Raw genomic sequence first — 15,481 nt, 5'->3', positions numbered from 1 at the left:
TGGGCCGCCTTGCGCCCGACTACTACTGCATGGACGGCACCATCCCGCGTAAGCACCTCGCGCGGGTGCTCAAGCGCATCAGCGAACTCTCCGCGGCGCAGGGGTTGCGCACGGTCAATGTCTTCCATGCCGGTGACGGCAACCTGCACCCACTTATTCTCTTCGATGGCAACCGCCCCGGAGAACTCGAGCGAGCCGAGACGCTCGGCGGCCAGATCCTTGAGCTGTGCGTGGAAGTCGGGGGCACCATTACCGGGGAGCACGGCGTCGGCATGGAGAAGATCGATCAGATGTGTGTTCAGTTCCGCTCCGAAGAGCTCGAACAATTCTATGCTGTAAAGGCGGCATTTGACCCGCAGGGTCTGCTGAATCCGGGTAAGGCGATACCCACGCTCAATCGCTGCGCCGAATTCGGCCGCTTGCACGTACACCGAGGCGAGCTGCCGCATCCGCAAATCGACCGCTTTTAGGCCCCGTAACGAGCCGCTTGACCCTCATGCATACATCCTCCGATCTGACCGCCGAGATCGCAGAGCAGATACGCCAGGCCAACGCGACCGGCCTGGCTCTGGAAATACTCGGCAATGCAACCAAGCGGTTCTATGGGCGAGAAACGTGCGGCGAGCCGCTGCGGATGACCGAGCACCGCGGTATCGTGAACTATGAGCCGAGCGAGCTGGTGCTGACCGCCCGCAGTGGAACGCCTCTAACGGAGCTGACGGCGCGGCTCGCCGAGCATGATCAGATGCTGGCGTTCGAGCCGCCCTGCTTCGCCGGCGAGGCCACGCTCGGTGGCGCCATCGCCGCCGGTCTGGCGGGGCCGCGCCGACCGTTCGCCGGCTCCGTGCGCGACATGGTACTCGGTGTGCGCATCGTCAACGGACGTGGCCAGGTGTTGCAATTCGGCGGCCAAGTGATGAAAAACGTCGCCGGCTACGACCTCTCCCGCCTCATGGTCGGGGCACTCGGCACGCTGGGCGTGATTCTGGAAGTCTCGCTCAAGTTGCTGCCCGTGCCGCAGAACGAACAAACGCTCACCGTGGATGAGCCGGTCGCGCGCATCTATGAGCTCACCGAGCAATGGCTGCGGGCCGGCGTTCCCGTCTCGGCGGTCGCGCACGACGGCGCGCGGCTGTATGTGCGCCTATCGGGCGCAGCGAGCGCCGTGGCATTCGGCCGCCGGCGGATCGGCGGTCAGGATTTCGGCTCGGCGGAGCGATTCTGGCGCGAGCTGCGCGACCACCGCCTCGCCTTTTTCACATGCCGCGGAGAGGAATCACTCTGGCGTATCGTGCTGCCGGCCGCCGCGTCGCCACCGGACCTACCGGGCGCTTGGATCAACGATTGGGCGGGCCGGCAGATCTGGCTGCGCACGGACACAGACCCCACGCGCATCCGCCGGGAGGCGCAGCGACTCGGCGGTCACGCCACCCACTTCCGCGGCGGCGACCGCAGCGCGGATGTGTTCCAGCCACTCGATGCGCCGCTGCTGGGCTTGCATCAGCGACTGAAACAAGCTTTCGATCCGACCGGCATCCTCAATCCCGGTCGCCTCTATGCACCGCTGTGAACTAAGATGAGGTTATGCAGACACGTCTAGCCGAATTCATCAAGGACACCCCCGACGGTCAGGAAGCGGATCAGATACTGCGCAAGTGCACCCACTGCGGCTTCTGCCTGGCGACCTGCCCCACCTATCGCTTACTGGGCGATGAGCTGGACAGCCCGCGCGGCCGTATCTACCAGATCAAACAGGTCTTGGAGGGCGAGCGGCCCAGCCCGAGCATTCAGCTGCACCTGGATCGCTGTCTCACCTGCCGTGCCTGCGAAACGACCTGCCCGTCCGGCGTTCAATACAGCCGGTTGGCCGATTTGGGCCGTACGCTCGTCGAACAACGCGTACCGCGCCGGCTCCATCAGCGCCTCATGCAGCTTGGCTTGCGGCTCGTGCTGCCCCGGCGCCGGCTGTTTGGCAGCCTGCTCGCGCTCGGCCGTGCCTTCCGACCGCTCCTGCCGGCCCCGCTGGCCAAAAAGATCCAACCCCGGCGCCAAGCGCCGGCCTGGCCCATCGCGCGCAGCCGGCCACGCAAGGTCTTGCTGCTCGAAGGGTGTGTACAGCCGGCGTTGGAGCCTACGCTCAATCCGCAAACGGCCCGTCTCCTGGACGGTCTGGATATTGCGGTGATCCGCTCGCCTAAAGCCGGTTGCTGCGGCGCGATCGACCAGCACCTCGGCCATCCGGCTACCGCCCGCGACCGCATGCAACGCAACATCGATGCCTGGTGGCCTCATGTGGAAGGCGGCGCCGAGGCCATCGTGGTGAACGCGAGCGGCTGTGGCGCCCAGCTCAAAGACTACGCTCATCAGCTGCGTTCAGATCCTAGCTACGCCGCCAAAGCCAAGCGGGTGACCGAGTTGACGATAGACCCGGTCGAGCTGTTGGAGGCTCATGCCGAGGCGCTCGTCCCGGCCGCCGACGTGCCGCGGCAAATCGCCTTCCAGGCCCCTTGTACGCTGCAGCACGCGTTAAGGCTGCCGGGGCGGGTCGAGCGGCTGCTTACGAAGGTCGGCTTCGAGCTCACGCCGGTGGCGGACCCTCATATCTGTTGCGGCTCGGCGGGGACCTACTCCGTGTTGCAGCCCAAGCTCGCCGCGCAGTTGCGAACGCAGAAGCTGCACAGCCTCATGTCCGGTCAGCCGCAGCTGATCGCCACGGCGAATATCGGTTGCCTGACCCATCTGGCCGAGGGCTCCAGCGTGCCGGTACGACACTGGTTGGAACTCATCGACATCAAGCCGAGCGCACCAAGGAGCCTGCGATGACAGACCATCTTCTCCCTTTGCTGGTAGAGCCCGAGGAGTTGGAGCGTCATCTGGCCAATCCTCGGCTGCTGCTGATCGATTTGTCCTCGCCGCAGACCGATAACATCGGGCATATCCCTGGAGCTGTTCAACTCGATTACTCGGCGCTCGTTCGAGGCGAGCCACCCGCTGTGGGCAGGCTACCGGATGAGGCGCATCTCACCGAGCTGTTCTCGGCGCTGGGGTTGACCGAGGAGCGGCATGTCGTCGCCTACGACGATGAGCGCAACGCTCGAGCAAGCCGCCTACTCTGGACACTCGATGTACTCGGTCACTTTAGCTACTCGCTGCTAAACGGCGGCTTACGCGCCTGGCGGGCGGAACAGCGGCCCTTGGAGTCCACGCCGCGCGCACCGGTTCCGTCGACTTATCGAGCCAAGCTGCGCAACCCGGCAGCGCGCGCCGATCGGGACTACATCCTCCAGCACCTGGACGATGCGCACACGCTCGTGCTGGATGTCCGCTCCCCGGCCGAATACCGCGGCGAGGAACTGCGATCGTTGCGCGGCGGCCACATCCCGGGGGCGGTGAACTTCGAGTGGACGCAAGCGATCGATCCAGAGAATCACCTGCGATTGCGTCCTCCCGCGGAACTTCGGGAGCAGCTTAACGAGCGCGGCATCACCCCCGATAAGGCCATCATTACCCACTGCCAGTCACACCAGCGCTCCGCCCATACTTTTATCGTGCTCAAGTCCCTCGGCTATCCGCAGGTGCGCGGCTACGACGGCTCCTGGTCCGAGTGGGGCAACGATGCGGATCTGCCGATTGAAGTCGATTAAGGGCTCCAAGGCGCGTGCTAGGCGGGCCGCTTTAGGGCTTTGAGGTAAGCGGCGGCTCGACAGGATGCTCGGTCGCAACCGCGTCTGCCACAACAGCACGGACAATCCTATTGCGCACCGCCGGGTCTCCGTTCGCATCCTTGCCCGACATCCGAACCTCTGCCGCGGCGTTCTCGAAATTACCCGCTTGGCGGATCTGCGCCAACCGCTTGGCGACGTCGAACCAAAAGGGCGCGCCGAGACCGATGAGCAGACCGGTAACGATGACTTTGACAAACCATTGCAATACGCCGATCGGGTCGTTGGCTGCGGTATAACCGATTCGCTTGCCTATTGAAGCGGTGGCCAAGGGCGGCGTTTTCTGCGCGGCCGCAAGTTTCTGACAGTACGGATCGTCGGCAATCGGCGTGGTGCTCTGGTGGGTAGCCGGCGCTCGGTAACCGCAGGCAGGATACAAGTCCCAACCAATCGGAATCCCCAGTGCTATGAGGTCGATGATCTGTCTATGCGCGCGGAATACCTCTTGCGGAAACGGCCCGAGTTGTGGGCCGGTGCCTGAATTCTCTTGATTCCTCGGCTGTGATCCCGCCGAGATGCCGGGCGGTATTGGGTCACCCACTCCCAAGTCCGAATCTCCAGGCGCTGTTGCCGAGTGCACCTCGGTTGTCCCAGGCGCTGCAACTGCCGCGTCCCGGTAGGCTTGGCCGCTACTGAGCTGATCCTGCCGTTCGATTAAAGTGGCGGCGAGGTTGCCGTCCCGCGCATAGGTCTCGAGGAGGCGTACGCCGTCAATGTTGGCGCCTACCGCCAGTAGGACCCCTACGGCTATCGACCACAGTTGGGTATCACGCTTGAAGTTCGCCGATACGGCCGAGACGAGTTCTTCGTACTTGCGCGCCAGTCGATTGAGTTCGGTTTGCGCGAACTCGCTGGCCTCACGGCAGATTCGTTGCACGGATTCGGTGTCGGCGAGCCGGCGCAATACATGCTCCAGCGACACCTTATCGTAAAGGGGGCCCCGTTGGGGATCCCAGAATAGATGCGCCAAAGTGAGAGCCACCCGCCGGAGTATAGGCTTACCGCGCGTCGAAGCTCTTCCTGTCGACTGCAAGTAGTGCTCAATCGACGCATCATTCGCGTGTTTCGCCCGTTCTCGGACCGAAGTCTTTAGCGGATTTTGTATAACCGAAACTGCGAATTTCCGGCGCTCCGCCGGACTCAGGTTTAATGGCCCCATTTTGAGCTCATCATTCAACCGCTTGACAACTTCGACGAGGTTCTTTTTGCGCAGCCGCGCGGCTCGCAGCATCCCCTCTATCAACGTCGTAACGACCGTAGCCAGTATCGCGATCGTCAGAGAGAAGGCCAATACCGCATCCAGCAGGCGCATGCCGCCAACTCCTTCGATTAGGACATCGCAGGCACGATAGTCAGTATCAACAATAATAGGCGCGAGGGTGTATAAACGAGCGCCACCCCGCCGTGCTCACGATAACTCGTATCGTCCGCTGGTCAGGTTCGACCTGATCGACATCAGCACTGACTGCCAAATCGGCGTCCGCCGCCCATCCCTAAGTAATGTTGCGCTGCCGAACGCGATGCGCTCCCCGCTGCAGCAAGAAAACCGAGTCGCAGCCCCTTGGCCCCGCGCAAACGTGGGTGTTCGCGCCGGAGAAATTATTTCCTCGCTCGGGAGTCATTGTTGAAATTTTAAGTCTAAACACTTGTGAAACTCATTAGATCATGAACTATTTTCCACATTTGAGGTACCCGAAGTGGCGAATCATAGTGAAACCTTGGCCCTGCATGAGCCACAGCCTGTACGGCGCATATCTTGGCGCAGCATCTTTGCAGGAGTAGTCGTAGCGCTAGTCGTGCAACTGACGCTCAACCTGTTAGGGCTCTCCTTGGGGGCTGGGCTAATCGACCCGGCGAGTGAGCAGGCCCCCCTCAGCGGGATCGGGATAGGAAGCGGCATCTGGCTGGTGATTTCCAGTCTTATCGCCTTATTCGCCGGCGGTTGGACGGCCGGCCACCTCGCCAACATGCCCAAAGCCTTAGATGGGATTCTGCATGGCATCGTCGCTTGGGGACTGATCACGCTACTGTCGTTTTATTTGATGACCACGGCTGTCGGCAATCTGCTTAGCGGTGCCGCCAATGTCGTCGGCCAAGGAATGGGGTTGCTCGGAGAAGGGGTGGCGGCTGTTGCGCCCGAAGCAAAACAAATGGCGCAACAAGCGCTAGACGAGCAAGATCTGAGCCTACGCTCGATTCGCCAGGAGGCTCGACAGCTACTACAGCAGACAGGCAGTGCCGAGCAGATCAAAGACGAAGCGCAGCAGGCCACGCAGAGTGCACAACGCGCAGCCCAAGATGTTGCCGTCTCGCCGGGCGATGCACAACGGGATCTCAATCAAGCTATCGATAAAATCGTTCAATCGATCAAACAAGGTGCCCAAGCGGTCGACACCGAAGACTTGGCGAACGTCATCGCCGCACGCACGGACAAGGATCCTGAAACGGCTAAAAAAATAGCCGAGCGCTGGACTCAACAAGCCCAACAGGCGATCAATCAAGCACAACAGGTTGCCGATCAGGCAAAAGAAACCGCTGTGCAGGCAAGCCAGAAGGCGGCTGAAACAATTTCCGCTGCTGCATTATGGGCGTTCGTCGCCTTAGTGCTCGGCGGTGTCGCCGCAGCGGTTGGCGGCATGGTGGGAAGTCCCCGCCGTACCCGTGCGGGGATGGCCCGGCGTTAGGTAGCAGCCGCAATACACTTCACAGCTAACTGCTGCGACAAAACCAATGCGAAAGCGGATCATTGCGCAAAACGCGCCATATAGCCCCATCGGCAATCGAGCGAAATGGTTGAACGTAGAGCGCTTCGCGCAGGTCGAAATCAGCTCTGAAGACCCGGCGTATCCCATTGAATTGGCATTCCGAGCGGACATGGAAACCGGCTGGCGTGCCGCCGAAGCGGGAGAGCAGGTTATTCGCCTGCTGTTCGACGAAGCGCTCAGAATCGAGCGTATACGCATCGTTTTCCACGAGATCGAGATTCCACGGATGCAGGAGTTCGTTCTGCACTGGTCACCGGATGGACACAATTTCCGCGAACTCGTGCGTCAGCAGTATACGTTCAGTCCACCGCATACCAGCGAGGAAGTCGAGGATTTTCGAGTGGACCTTACGGGGGTAACCGCCTTTGAGCTACGAATCATTCCCGACATCAGCGGCGGCAGCGCCCGCGCGTCGCTCACCGAGTTGCGCCTGGGGTAAATGCTTACGAGCCGATCGGAGAGCGGCATTGAAAGCACAAACAAAACAAACCTTTAACCTGTCTGGCAGACAACCATGAGCAACAACAATACCAGCCGCCGGGTACTCGGCGGGCTACCGGCGCCGTTAGGCGCCACGTGGGATGGCGAGGGCACCAACTTCGCCTTGTTTTCCGTGCATGCCGAAAAGGTGGAGCTTTGCCTTTTTCATCCCACCGAACACCACGAGGTCGAACGTATCGAGCTGCCGGAGTATACCAACGAAGTCTGGCACGGCTACCTGCCGGAAGTCGGCCCCGGCACGCTCTACGGCTATCGAGTTCACGGACCCTACGACCCGGAGAATGGGCATCGGTTCAATCCCCACAAGCTTTTGCTCGATCCGTACGCTAAGGCGTTCGCCGGCGAGCTGCGCTGGTCGGAGGCACATTACGGCTATCGGCTTGACTCGGATAAGCGGGATTTGTCCTACGACGACCGAGACAGCGCTGAAGGCATGCCCAAATGCGAAGTCATCGATCCGACCTTCGACTGGACCGGCGATGAGCGCCCGCGCGTGCCCTGGGAACGCACCATCTTCTACGAAACGCATGTGCGCGGCTATACGATGCGCCATCCGGCGGTGCCGCCAGAGCTTCGCGGCAACTTCAAAGGACTCGGACAAAAGGCGGTGGTCGACTATATCAAAAGCCTAGGCGTCACCTCCGTCGAGCTCTTGCCCATTCATGCTTTCGTTCAGGATCAGCCGCTGCTCGACAAGGGCTTGAGAAATTACTGGGGTTACAACTCGATCGGCTTTTTCGCCCTGGAGCCGCGTTACCTCGGCCCAGGCGGGGTGAACTCGTTCAAGGAAATGGTCATGCGCTTGCACGAGGCGGGCCTCGAGGTGATTCTCGACGTGGTCTACAACCACACCGCGGAAGGCAACGAGCTCGGACCGACGCTGTGCTTTAAAGGCATCGACAACGCTTCCTATTACCGACTGATGCCGGAGCAGCGACGCTATTACATCAATGACACCGGCACGGGCAATACCGTCAACACCAGCCATCCGCGCGTGCTGCAGATGGTGATGGACTCATTGCGCTATTGGGTTCTGGAGATGCATGTCGACGGCTTTCGTTTCGATCTCGGCACCATCCTCGGCCGCGAGAAGGACGGATTCAATCCGCGCGGCGGTTTCTTCGACGCCATGGGGCAGGACCCGGTGCTGGCGCACGTGAAGCTCATCGGCGAACCCTGGGATATCGGGCCCGGCGGCTACCAGCTCGGGCGCTTCCCCCCTGGGTGGGCGGAGTGGAACGGAAAATACCGCGACACGTTACGTGGCTATTGGAAAGGCGACGAAGGGCTGATTCGAGACTTCGCGGCGCGGGTCACCGGCTCCGGAGACCTTTACGACTGGCATGGCCGGCGGCCCTGGTCGAGCGTCAACTTCATCACTGCGCACGATGGCTTCACCCTGAATGATCTTGTCTCCTACAACGAAAAGCATAACGAGGCCAACGGCGAGGACAACCAGGACGGCAGCAACGACAACTTGAGCTGGAACTGCGGCGTCGAAGGGCCGAGCGACGAGCCGGAGGTCAGAACGTTACGCGAGCGCCAAAAACGCAACCTGCTGACGGCGCTTTTGCTCTCGCACGGCACACCGATGCTGCTTGCGGGTGACGAGTTCGGCCAGACGCAAAACGGCAACAACAATGTCTATTGCCAAGACAATGAGCTCAGCTGGACGGACTGGGATGCCATCGATGCCGCGGATCAGGCGCTCACGGAATTCGTCCGTCAGGCGATCAAGCTGCGCCAGAACCAGCCGCTGCTTCATCGGTATAGTTTTCGCGACGGCATGAAGATCCGCTGGATCGGCCCCTCGGGGAACGATTATAGCGATGAGGAGTGGGGGGACGCCGGTAGCCGGTGCATCGGTCTGCTGCTCGAGCGCGGCGAGGAGCGGGCCTACATAAGCGATCGAGGCGAGCGCATCCTGCTCGCGATATTTAATTCGCATCATGAAACGGTGGCCTTCAAGCTCCCCGAGCTCGAAGGCGATTTTGTTTGGCAACGCCTGCTGGATACTCACGAAGGCACCTGCGACGCCGACGGCGTGACTCACGCCCGAGGTGAGACGGTCGAGATCCCGGGACGCTCGACGCGGCTTTTCGGCTCGCCGGACAACCCGGCAACGCCCGAGGCATGACACGCCGCGCCGTCTCGCTCGGCAAACGTTACCCGGCAGCCGCTGCGCCACGAACGGCGGCTCGAATTCATCCCCGGGGATGATGGCGGGCATGGAGCTCCTGCAAACGCTGCCGAGCAACATGAGTATAGATCTGCGTTGTGGTCAGGTCGCTGTGGCCAAGCAGGAGTTGCACGACTCTGAGATCGGCCCCGTGATTCAGCAGGTGAGTGGCAAAAGAGTGGCGCAGCGTATGAGGCGAAAGCGGCTTGCTGATTCCGGCTACCTGGGCATAGTATTTGATGCGGTACCAAAATGCCTGGCGCGTCATGGCCTCACCGCGGCGGGTTATGAACAGCACGGAGGCCGAGGGGTGGGTGAGCAGCACCGAGCGCGCATCCTGCAGGTAATCCTCGAGCCAAGCCTGGGCCTCATCCCCCAAGGGAACCAAACGCTCCTTATCGGCCTTACCGATGATCCGCGCCATTCCTTGGCGAAGATTCAGCTGCCCGAGGCGCAGGCTCACCAATTCGGACACCCGCAGCCCGGTCGCATAGGCCACCTCCAGCATTGTGCGATCACGCAAGCCGATGGGGTTTTGGCAATCCGGCGCCGCTAACAACTCCTCCACTTCTTGCTCGCTGAGAGTGGCCGGCAGCGGCCGATCCAGTTTGGGGGAATCCAGCTGTGCGGTCGGATCCTCCGCCAAGCGCCCGTCACGCAACTGCAGGCGATAAAAGCAGCGCAGAGTAGAAAGTAATCGAGCGGTGGTCCGCGGTCTCACCCCAGAGCGGACGCGCTCGGCGAGATAGGCGGTGGGACCGTCGCGACCGGCCCGCAGCAACCCTGTGCCATGCCGTTCCAACCAACGAGCGTAGGCCACAAGATCGCTGCGATAGGCGCTCAGAGTATGAGCCGACAACCCGCGTTCCATCCATAGCGTGTCGAGAAAGCCCCCGATCAGCCTCTCCTCGTCCGCTGCCAATGAGTTGCACTCTGCACGTTCAGGCATGACTTCGAAGGCCAGCACAGCGCCACCTTGGTAGGCGGCGACGGAGTCTACTCTACCTATGAGGGTTTGGTTGGCGCCGTGTGCGTCGATTCCTGGCCTCCCAGCAGGCGGAAAATCTCCAAGGGAATCGGGATAACGATGCTTTTGCTCTGATTGGAGATATCGGCCAGCGTCTGTAGGTAGCGCAACTGCAGCGCCTCGGGCTGGGTGGCAATGCGCTTGGCTGCCGCCACTAACTGGGCCGCGGCCTGGTATTCGCCCTCGGCGTGAATGACCTTGGCCCGACGCTCCCGCTCGGCTTCGGCTTGACGGGCGATGGCGCGGACCATGGATTCGTCGAGATCGACGTGTTTGATTTCGACATTGGCCACCTTGATGCCCCACGCTTCCGTGTGCTCGTCGAGAATGGACTGGATGTTGTGGTTGAGCTTCTCGCGTGCGGAGAGCATCTCGTCGAGATCATGCTGCCCGAGTACTGAACGCAGCGTAGTCTGGGCCAACTGGTTGGTCGCCATGAAATAATTCTCGACTTGGATAACCACCCGTTCCGGATCGACGACTCGGAAATAAAGCACGGCGTTGACCTTTACGGACACGTTGTCCTTGGAAATCACGTCCTGGGTCGGAACATCCATGGTGATCAGTCGCAGATCGATCTTGACCGACTGCTGAATGAGCGGAACTACCAGGCGCAGCCCCGGCCCTTTCACCTTCCAGAAACGACCGAGCAGAAAGATCACGCCTCGCTCGTACTCGCGAAACACTCGGAAAGAGGCGATGATGAGCGCGACGATGACGCCAATGACAACGAGCAGCGGTATGGCCATGCGGCCCTCCTTGCGTTGTTCTTGTACTCACGAGCCTGCGGGGATCCCTATAGTTATCCCACATCGATAAGCATAGCCGTCCTTTCGGTCTGATGGGAAACTCGAATTCACCCCAAACGCCGATAACGTAAGCACTGCACTGCCCCGGCGCTTGCCACCGCGGTCCTCTTGGTAGCGCTGCAGGCATCCCGTGCCCCGGTGGCAGCCAAACGAACGTACGACGCCCGCGAACGGCACAATCTATTCTGCCCGCATAAGTTTCGTCGACGCACCATCATTGCGTATCGGTTAGACTATTTTTTTCGATATAACAAAACTGAGGAGGCGATCATGGCCCATACCGTCACCCTGCTGCGCAGCGGCTGTGTCACTCATGATGTGCTGCGCCTGACCACCACGCGGCCCGAAGGATTCGATTGCGCGCCTGGCCAAGGAGTAAGGCTGATGCTGACCAAGGCCGGCTGGGAGAAAAAGGGGCGGCCCTTTACGCCCACCTCCTTACAGGAGGATGGCGTTCTCGAGTTCACCATCAAAATCTACGAGGACCACGACGGAGTAACCCGACAGATACGCTCGCTGCGCCCCGGCGATACACTACAGATCGGCGACCCCTTCGGCACCATCCTTTACCAGGGCCCGGGCGTTTTCATCGCCGGTGGCGCCGGCATCACGCCATTTCTCGCTCACTTAAGGACCTTGGCTACCGAAGAGAAGCTCGACGGGCATAAGCTGCTTTTTTCCAACCGCACCCCCAACGATGTCATCGAAGAGCACGAGCTGCGTTCCTATCTAGGCGATCAATGCATTTTCACCTGCACCCGTGAGAGCCGGCCGGGCTATCTGAACCGACGGATCGACCAGGCATTTTTGGCCGAGCACGTCAGCGATTTCGGCCAGCATTTCTACGTCTGCGGTCCCCGGCCGTTTACCCGTGAGATCAACGAGGCTCTCCAAGCTTTGGGAGCAACCCCTGAGAGCCTCATCTTCGAAAAGTAAGCCGTTAGTAGCCATGGCAATCCACGCCAAGGAAACCCCTCTTTCACGATCGAGACCCTCGGATGCGGTTTCCACGTCGGCCGTTAGGGCCTGCCGACAGGCCCTACTCCAACCCCATTGGTGGGGGGACCACTGACCAGGAAATCTTGTGGGCGGTCGGTAAAAATGCCATCGACGCCCCACTCCCAATACGGCAAAAATGCGCTGGAGTTGTTGACGGTATAGCAGTACAGCTCAAAGCCGGCTGCCTTGACGGCATGCGCCGTTCGTTCCGTTAGGTACCGCCAGTTGCAATGAATGCTGACCGCTCCTAAAGTGGCCGCCTGCTGGCGCCAATCGCGCGGCAATCGTGACCATATACAGCCGATGAGGAGCGACCGTGCCTGCTTTCGACTGGCCTCCAAGGCGGCCGGCTCGAACGAGGAGACCAAGACCCCTTCCCAGGGCAGGACGGCTGTTGTCAGTTCACCGACGACCACGGCCCCGAGCCGCCGAGCCGCCGAGCGGCTGGTCGCTTTGAGCTCCAGATTGACACCGAGCCCGAGGTCGCGAATCAGAGCCAATGCTTCGGGGAGCAGTGGAATGCGCTCGCCGGCGAACTCATCGCCAAACCAGCGGCCAGCATCGAGCCGACGTATACTCATCCGGTCATAATGGGACAGCAAGCCCGTCCCATCGGTACAACGGTCTACAGTCTTGTCATGATGGACCACAGCGGTTCCATCGCCCAGCAGCCGGACATCGATCTCCACCCAAAGCACGCCCGCGTTGGCGCCCGCTCGAATTGCCGCCAAAGTGTTCTCCGGTGCCAAACTGCTTGCGCCGCGATGGCCGATTATGCGTGCCGCAATCATCACGCTTCGCTCCGTTGCCGGGTGCTATACGCAAAGCCACCCGAAGACGCTACGCCGGCCCGGTCGGACATACGATCAGGCCTTTGCTTTCGTGACGCGCTCGTCGGCGGCAACAAGGCTCAGCGCCGTCCAGCCGGCCTGAAGTGCGAGCGCTTTGGCGGCTTGGTTGACATGTAACCGCCCGCCCGGATCGACGGCGAGCAGCAAGATCAGCTCGGCATGGGCACGGCGATATTCCTCCCAGCCGAACTGCTTGCTCAACTGCGTTGCGCGTATCTTGCCACCCCGGCCGAGCCGGCTCGCCAGCTTAGCGTAAGTCGCCTCGGGGTCGAAGAGTAGATTGTCTTGGCTGTGGTGATGCCGAACCTCTGCGGAGCAGAGTACCCCCTCCCCCGGCGGCAATTGGAAGACCGCATTGCGCCCGAACTCCTTGGCGAAATGCAAACTCGCCAGTCGATTCAGATCGGAACGCGGCGAAACGGCCAGCATCTGGCCTAGGCCGGCCAGACTCAAGTGCCGCTCCGCGTGTTCGGAGGTTGGGTTGCCGTAATAGACCGGTAGGCCCTGCATGCGCGCCACCTGCAAGTTGTCCCAATTGGTATCTACCAGCAACACAGGAAAATCGAGCGCCTGCAGTGCTTCGCCCAAGGCACGTCCGATGGGGTTGGCGCCGACGATGAGCACGCCGCGTGGGGGCGGCTCGACGACGCCGAGCACGCAGGCCAACGCCCGGGCGGTCGCGCTTTGCAACACGACGGTAGCCAAGATCACGAAAAACGTGAGCGGCACTAACAACGAGGCCTGCGGGTGGCCCGCCTCGGCCAAGTGCATGGCGAACACCGCAGATACGGCCGCGGCTACGATTCCACGTGGAGCAATCCAGCTCAACAAGACCCGCTCACGCCACGTCAGCGGGCTTCCCAGAGTGGCCAATGTAACGGTCAACGGCCGTGCAATGAGTTGCAGAGAGAGCAGCAGCAACAGCGCACCCCAACCCAATTCGAGCAGCCGTTCGGGTTCGATACGGGCGGCAAGGATGATAAATAGCCCGGAAATCAGCAGAAGGCTTAGGCTCTCCTTAAAGTTGAGAATCCCTTCCAACGGTATGCCGCGCATGTTACCGAGCCATATGCCCATGACGGTCACGGCGAGCAACCCGGACTCGGCACGGGCTTGGTTGGCAAGCGTGGCGACCACGAAAACGGCGACCAGCGTAGCGATATTATGCAGATAATCAGCCAGCCAATAGTTACGTAGAATCAGGCCCCATAAATAGCCGGCGACGACACCGAACAGAAGCCCAATTACCACGATTAGCGCGAAGCTAAGCAAAGTCTCGGGTAGGGCTTGTGCACCCCCGCTCGAGGCCACGAAGTCGAATACCAGCACGGCGAGTAATGCCCCGATCGGGTCAATGACGATGCCTTCCCAACGCAATACGCTCGCCACGCGGGCGCTCGGTCGAATCGTGCGCAGCATAGGGAGGATAACCGTAGGGCCGGTGACCACCGTGATGGCACCGAACAGCACGGCCAAATCCCAGCTCAAGGACACGAACAGCCATGCCGCGACCGCGCTGATACACCAGGTGATCAACACACCGACTGTCAGCAGGCGACGAACGGGGGCCTCGAGTCCACGAATTTCCTCCAGCCGGAGGGTGAGACCGCCTTCGAACAAAATGACCGCTACCGCGAGGGATATCAGCGGGAACAGAAGCGGACCAAAGAACTCATCGGGTACCAGCCACCCCGCAGTCGGTCCTATCAACAACCCCGCGGCGAGCAAGAAAAGGATCGCCGGCAGTCGGACTTGCCAGGCGAGCCACTGCGAGAGCACGCTCAGTACACCGATGCCGACAAGTAGTACGCTCGGCTGTCCACTCATCGCATCCTCTCCATAGCGTTTACAGGTCCGACACACCATCCGCTTAACCGCGTTGCCGGCCAGCCGATGCGGGCTTGCGATTGTTTGAATGCCAGCGGCTCGGTTGCCCGCATGGCGCGCAAAATACCGCAATTTACTCCGAATCGGCAGCAGATTCGCCACGGAAAAGGCAGGTAGTCAGGATTGTATTTTATACTCACCGGCGGATGTGAGACCCTGTAAAGGAAACACGCCAAACCGGAGCCTTGTCATGTCCGAGCAGTCCTCCGTCCCGGTCGCCGAGCTAGAGCCAGCCAACGATCTGGAGAAAGTCTTGGTGGCCGCCCAAAATGGCGAGACCGACACCGCCGAATTTCTGCATCAACTGATCGATGCCGAGGTGTTTATCCTGCTCAGTCAATCGGAAAAGAGCGATAATGATGAAGACGATGAGCGGAACATACAGCCCCTGGTTCTCGAAGGTCCCGAAAAAACCCCGATGCTTGCAATGTTCACTCACTCCGATCGGGTTCCGCCCATAGTCAAAGAGTTCCCGGATTTCGCCTTTCCATACGAAGTGGAATTCAGTTGGATTGTTGCCAACGCCACTGACGGCATGGGTCTGGTGATCAATCCAGGGTGGTCTTATGCGGCAAGCCTGCCTCCAGAGGCACTCGCTCAGCTACGCAACAAAGGCAGCGAAACCTGATGCTCGACTGGCACCGCGCGCCTGTCCTTGCCGGGTAAAATTGACCGCTCGCATCGGCGCTATATAGCGCTTTGGCCCAGCACCGCCGAAAACACCCGCTGACGGAATCGCGA

General features: G+C 60.8%; 14 protein-coding genes. 9 read left to right on the top strand and 5 right to left on the bottom strand.

Translation table 11 applies throughout. The features are described from left to right. The 4 genes from NB231_RS02985 to NB231_RS02970 all read left to right on the top strand — a co-directional run. Positions 1-470: FAD-linked oxidase C-terminal domain-containing protein (locus NB231_RS02985; protein WP_004999651.1), on the top strand; the 470-nt coding region annotated here is incomplete at its 5' end. Between the two features lie 26 nt (positions 471-496). Beyond that, the gene (gene glcE, locus NB231_RS02980; RefSeq protein WP_004999650.1) at positions 497-1,570 is read left to right on the top strand and encodes a glycolate oxidase subunit GlcE; all 1,074 of its coding nucleotides are present in this window, start codon (positions 497-499) and stop codon (positions 1,568-1,570) included. Positions 1,571-1,584: 14 nt separating this feature from the next. Beyond that, positions 1,585-2,823: a glycolate oxidase subunit GlcF gene (glcF, locus tag NB231_RS02975; RefSeq protein ID WP_004999649.1), complete on the top strand. Its 1,239-nt coding sequence runs from the start codon at positions 1,585-1,587 to the stop codon at positions 2,821-2,823. After that, positions 2,820-3,644 (top strand): sulfurtransferase, encoded by an 825-nt coding sequence (locus NB231_RS02970; RefSeq protein ID WP_004999647.1) that lies wholly within the window; start codon positions 2,820-2,822, stop codon positions 3,642-3,644. The genes glcF and NB231_RS02970 overlap by 4 nt, the downstream gene beginning before the upstream one ends. A 31-nt stretch (positions 3,645-3,675) precedes the next feature. Here the strand turns inward: NB231_RS02970 and NB231_RS02965 are convergent, their stop codons facing one another. Continuing rightward, positions 3,676-5,034 carry a hypothetical protein gene (locus NB231_RS02965; RefSeq protein WP_004999645.1) on the bottom strand — a complete coding sequence of 453 codons (1,359 nt, stop codon included), beginning with the start codon at positions 5,032-5,034 and terminating at the stop codon, positions 3,676-3,678. A gap of 385 nt (positions 5,035-5,419) precedes the next feature. Between NB231_RS02965 and NB231_RS02960 the strand changes: the two genes are divergently transcribed. The 3 genes from NB231_RS02960 (at position 5,420) to glgX (ending at position 9,125) form a co-directional block, all read left to right on the top strand. Next, positions 5,420-6,406: an ATP synthase subunit B family protein gene (locus tag NB231_RS02960; protein ID WP_004999643.1), complete on the top strand. Its 987-nt coding sequence runs from the start codon at positions 5,420-5,422 to the stop codon at positions 6,404-6,406. 46 nt (positions 6,407-6,452) lie between these two features. Then, complete coding sequence (locus tag NB231_RS02955; RefSeq protein ID WP_004999642.1) at positions 6,453-6,926, top strand: hypothetical protein; 474 nt, start codon at positions 6,453-6,455, stop codon at positions 6,924-6,926. A gap of 75 nt (positions 6,927-7,001) precedes the next feature. Continuing rightward, a complete protein-coding gene (gene glgX / locus NB231_RS02950) occupies positions 7,002-9,125 on the top strand; it encodes a glycogen debranching protein GlgX (RefSeq protein WP_004999641.1) in 2,124 nt (707 codons plus the stop codon). 67 nt (positions 9,126-9,192) lie between these two features. On the opposite strand, the gene xerD is transcribed toward glgX, so the two are convergent. Both xerD and NB231_RS02940 read right to left on the bottom strand, forming a co-directional pair. Beyond that, the gene (gene xerD, locus NB231_RS02945) at positions 9,193-10,116 is read right to left on the bottom strand and encodes a site-specific tyrosine recombinase XerD (protein WP_040662998.1); all 924 of its coding nucleotides are present in this window, start codon (positions 10,114-10,116) and stop codon (positions 9,193-9,195) included. Positions 10,117-10,172: 56 nt separating this feature from the next. After that, positions 10,173-10,943 carry a slipin family protein gene (locus NB231_RS02940; protein WP_004999637.1) on the bottom strand — a complete coding sequence of 257 codons (771 nt, stop codon included), beginning with the start codon at positions 10,941-10,943 and terminating at the stop codon, positions 10,173-10,175. A 330-nt stretch (positions 10,944-11,273) separates the two neighbouring features. Here NB231_RS02940 and NB231_RS02935 point away from each other — a divergent pair, with 330 nt between their 5' ends. Next, a complete protein-coding gene (locus NB231_RS02935; RefSeq protein WP_040662996.1) occupies positions 11,274-11,939 on the top strand; it encodes an FAD-binding oxidoreductase in 666 nt (221 codons plus the stop codon). Positions 11,940-12,022: 83 nt separating this feature from the next. Here NB231_RS02935 and NB231_RS02930 read toward each other — a convergent pair whose 3' ends face one another. Together NB231_RS02930 and NB231_RS02925 are read right to left on the bottom strand one after the other, a co-directional pair. Further along, positions 12,023-12,793: a glycerophosphoryl diester phosphodiesterase gene (locus tag NB231_RS02930; protein ID WP_004999634.1), complete on the bottom strand. Its 771-nt coding sequence runs from the start codon at positions 12,791-12,793 to the stop codon at positions 12,023-12,025. A 75-nt stretch (positions 12,794-12,868) separates the two neighbouring features. Beyond that, a complete protein-coding gene (locus NB231_RS02925) occupies positions 12,869-14,680 on the bottom strand; it encodes a cation:proton antiporter (RefSeq protein ID WP_040662991.1) in 1,812 nt (603 codons plus the stop codon). A 250-nt stretch (positions 14,681-14,930) separates the two neighbouring features. On the opposite strand from NB231_RS02925, the gene NB231_RS02920 reads away from it, so the two are divergent. Further along, complete coding sequence (locus NB231_RS02920; RefSeq protein ID WP_004999632.1) at positions 14,931-15,368, top strand: SseB family protein; 438 nt, start codon at positions 14,931-14,933, stop codon at positions 15,366-15,368. Positions 15,369-15,481 lie beyond the last annotated feature (113 nt).

The sequence above is a fragment of the Nitrococcus mobilis Nb-231 genome (assembly GCF_000153205.1).
Classification (GTDB): Bacteria; Pseudomonadota; Gammaproteobacteria; order Nitrococcales; family Nitrococcaceae; genus Nitrococcus; species Nitrococcus mobilis.
Note: the sequence above shows the minus strand (reverse complement) of the source record. Positions and strands in the feature narration are given on the sequence as shown.

Excerpts from the sequence above, each read along its gene's own strand:
- glgX (WP_004999641.1), top strand. The coding sequence starts at position 7,002 with ATGAGCAACAACAATACCAGCCGCCGGGTACTCGGCGGGCTACCGGCG.
- NB231_RS02940 (WP_004999637.1), bottom strand. The coding sequence starts at position 10,943 with ATGGCCATACCGCTGCTCGTTGTCATTGGCGTCATCGTCGCGCTCATC.
- glcF (WP_004999649.1), top strand. The coding sequence starts at position 1,585 with ATGCAGACACGTCTAGCCGAATTCATCAAGGACACCCCCGACGGTCAG.
- glcE (WP_004999650.1), top strand. The coding sequence starts at position 497 with ATGCATACATCCTCCGATCTGACCGCCGAGATCGCAGAGCAGATACGC.
- NB231_RS02965 (WP_004999645.1), bottom strand. The coding sequence starts at position 5,034 with ATGCGCCTGCTGGATGCGGTATTGGCCTTCTCTCTGACGATCGCGATA.
- NB231_RS02920 (WP_004999632.1), top strand. The coding sequence starts at position 14,931 with ATGTCCGAGCAGTCCTCCGTCCCGGTCGCCGAGCTAGAGCCAGCCAAC.
- NB231_RS02925 (WP_040662991.1), bottom strand. The coding sequence starts at position 14,680 with ATGAGTGGACAGCCGAGCGTACTACTTGTCGGCATCGGTGTACTGAGC.
- NB231_RS02955 (WP_004999642.1), top strand. The coding sequence starts at position 6,453 with ATGCGAAAGCGGATCATTGCGCAAAACGCGCCATATAGCCCCATCGGC.
- xerD (WP_040662998.1), bottom strand. The coding sequence starts at position 10,116 with ATGCCTGAACGTGCAGAGTGCAACTCATTGGCAGCGGACGAGGAGAGG.
- NB231_RS02930 (WP_004999634.1), bottom strand. The coding sequence starts at position 12,793 with ATGATTGCGGCACGCATAATCGGCCATCGCGGCGCAAGCAGTTTGGCA.
- NB231_RS02970 (WP_004999647.1), top strand. The coding sequence starts at position 2,820 with ATGACAGACCATCTTCTCCCTTTGCTGGTAGAGCCCGAGGAGTTGGAG.
- NB231_RS02935 (WP_040662996.1), top strand. The coding sequence starts at position 11,274 with ATGGCCCATACCGTCACCCTGCTGCGCAGCGGCTGTGTCACTCATGAT.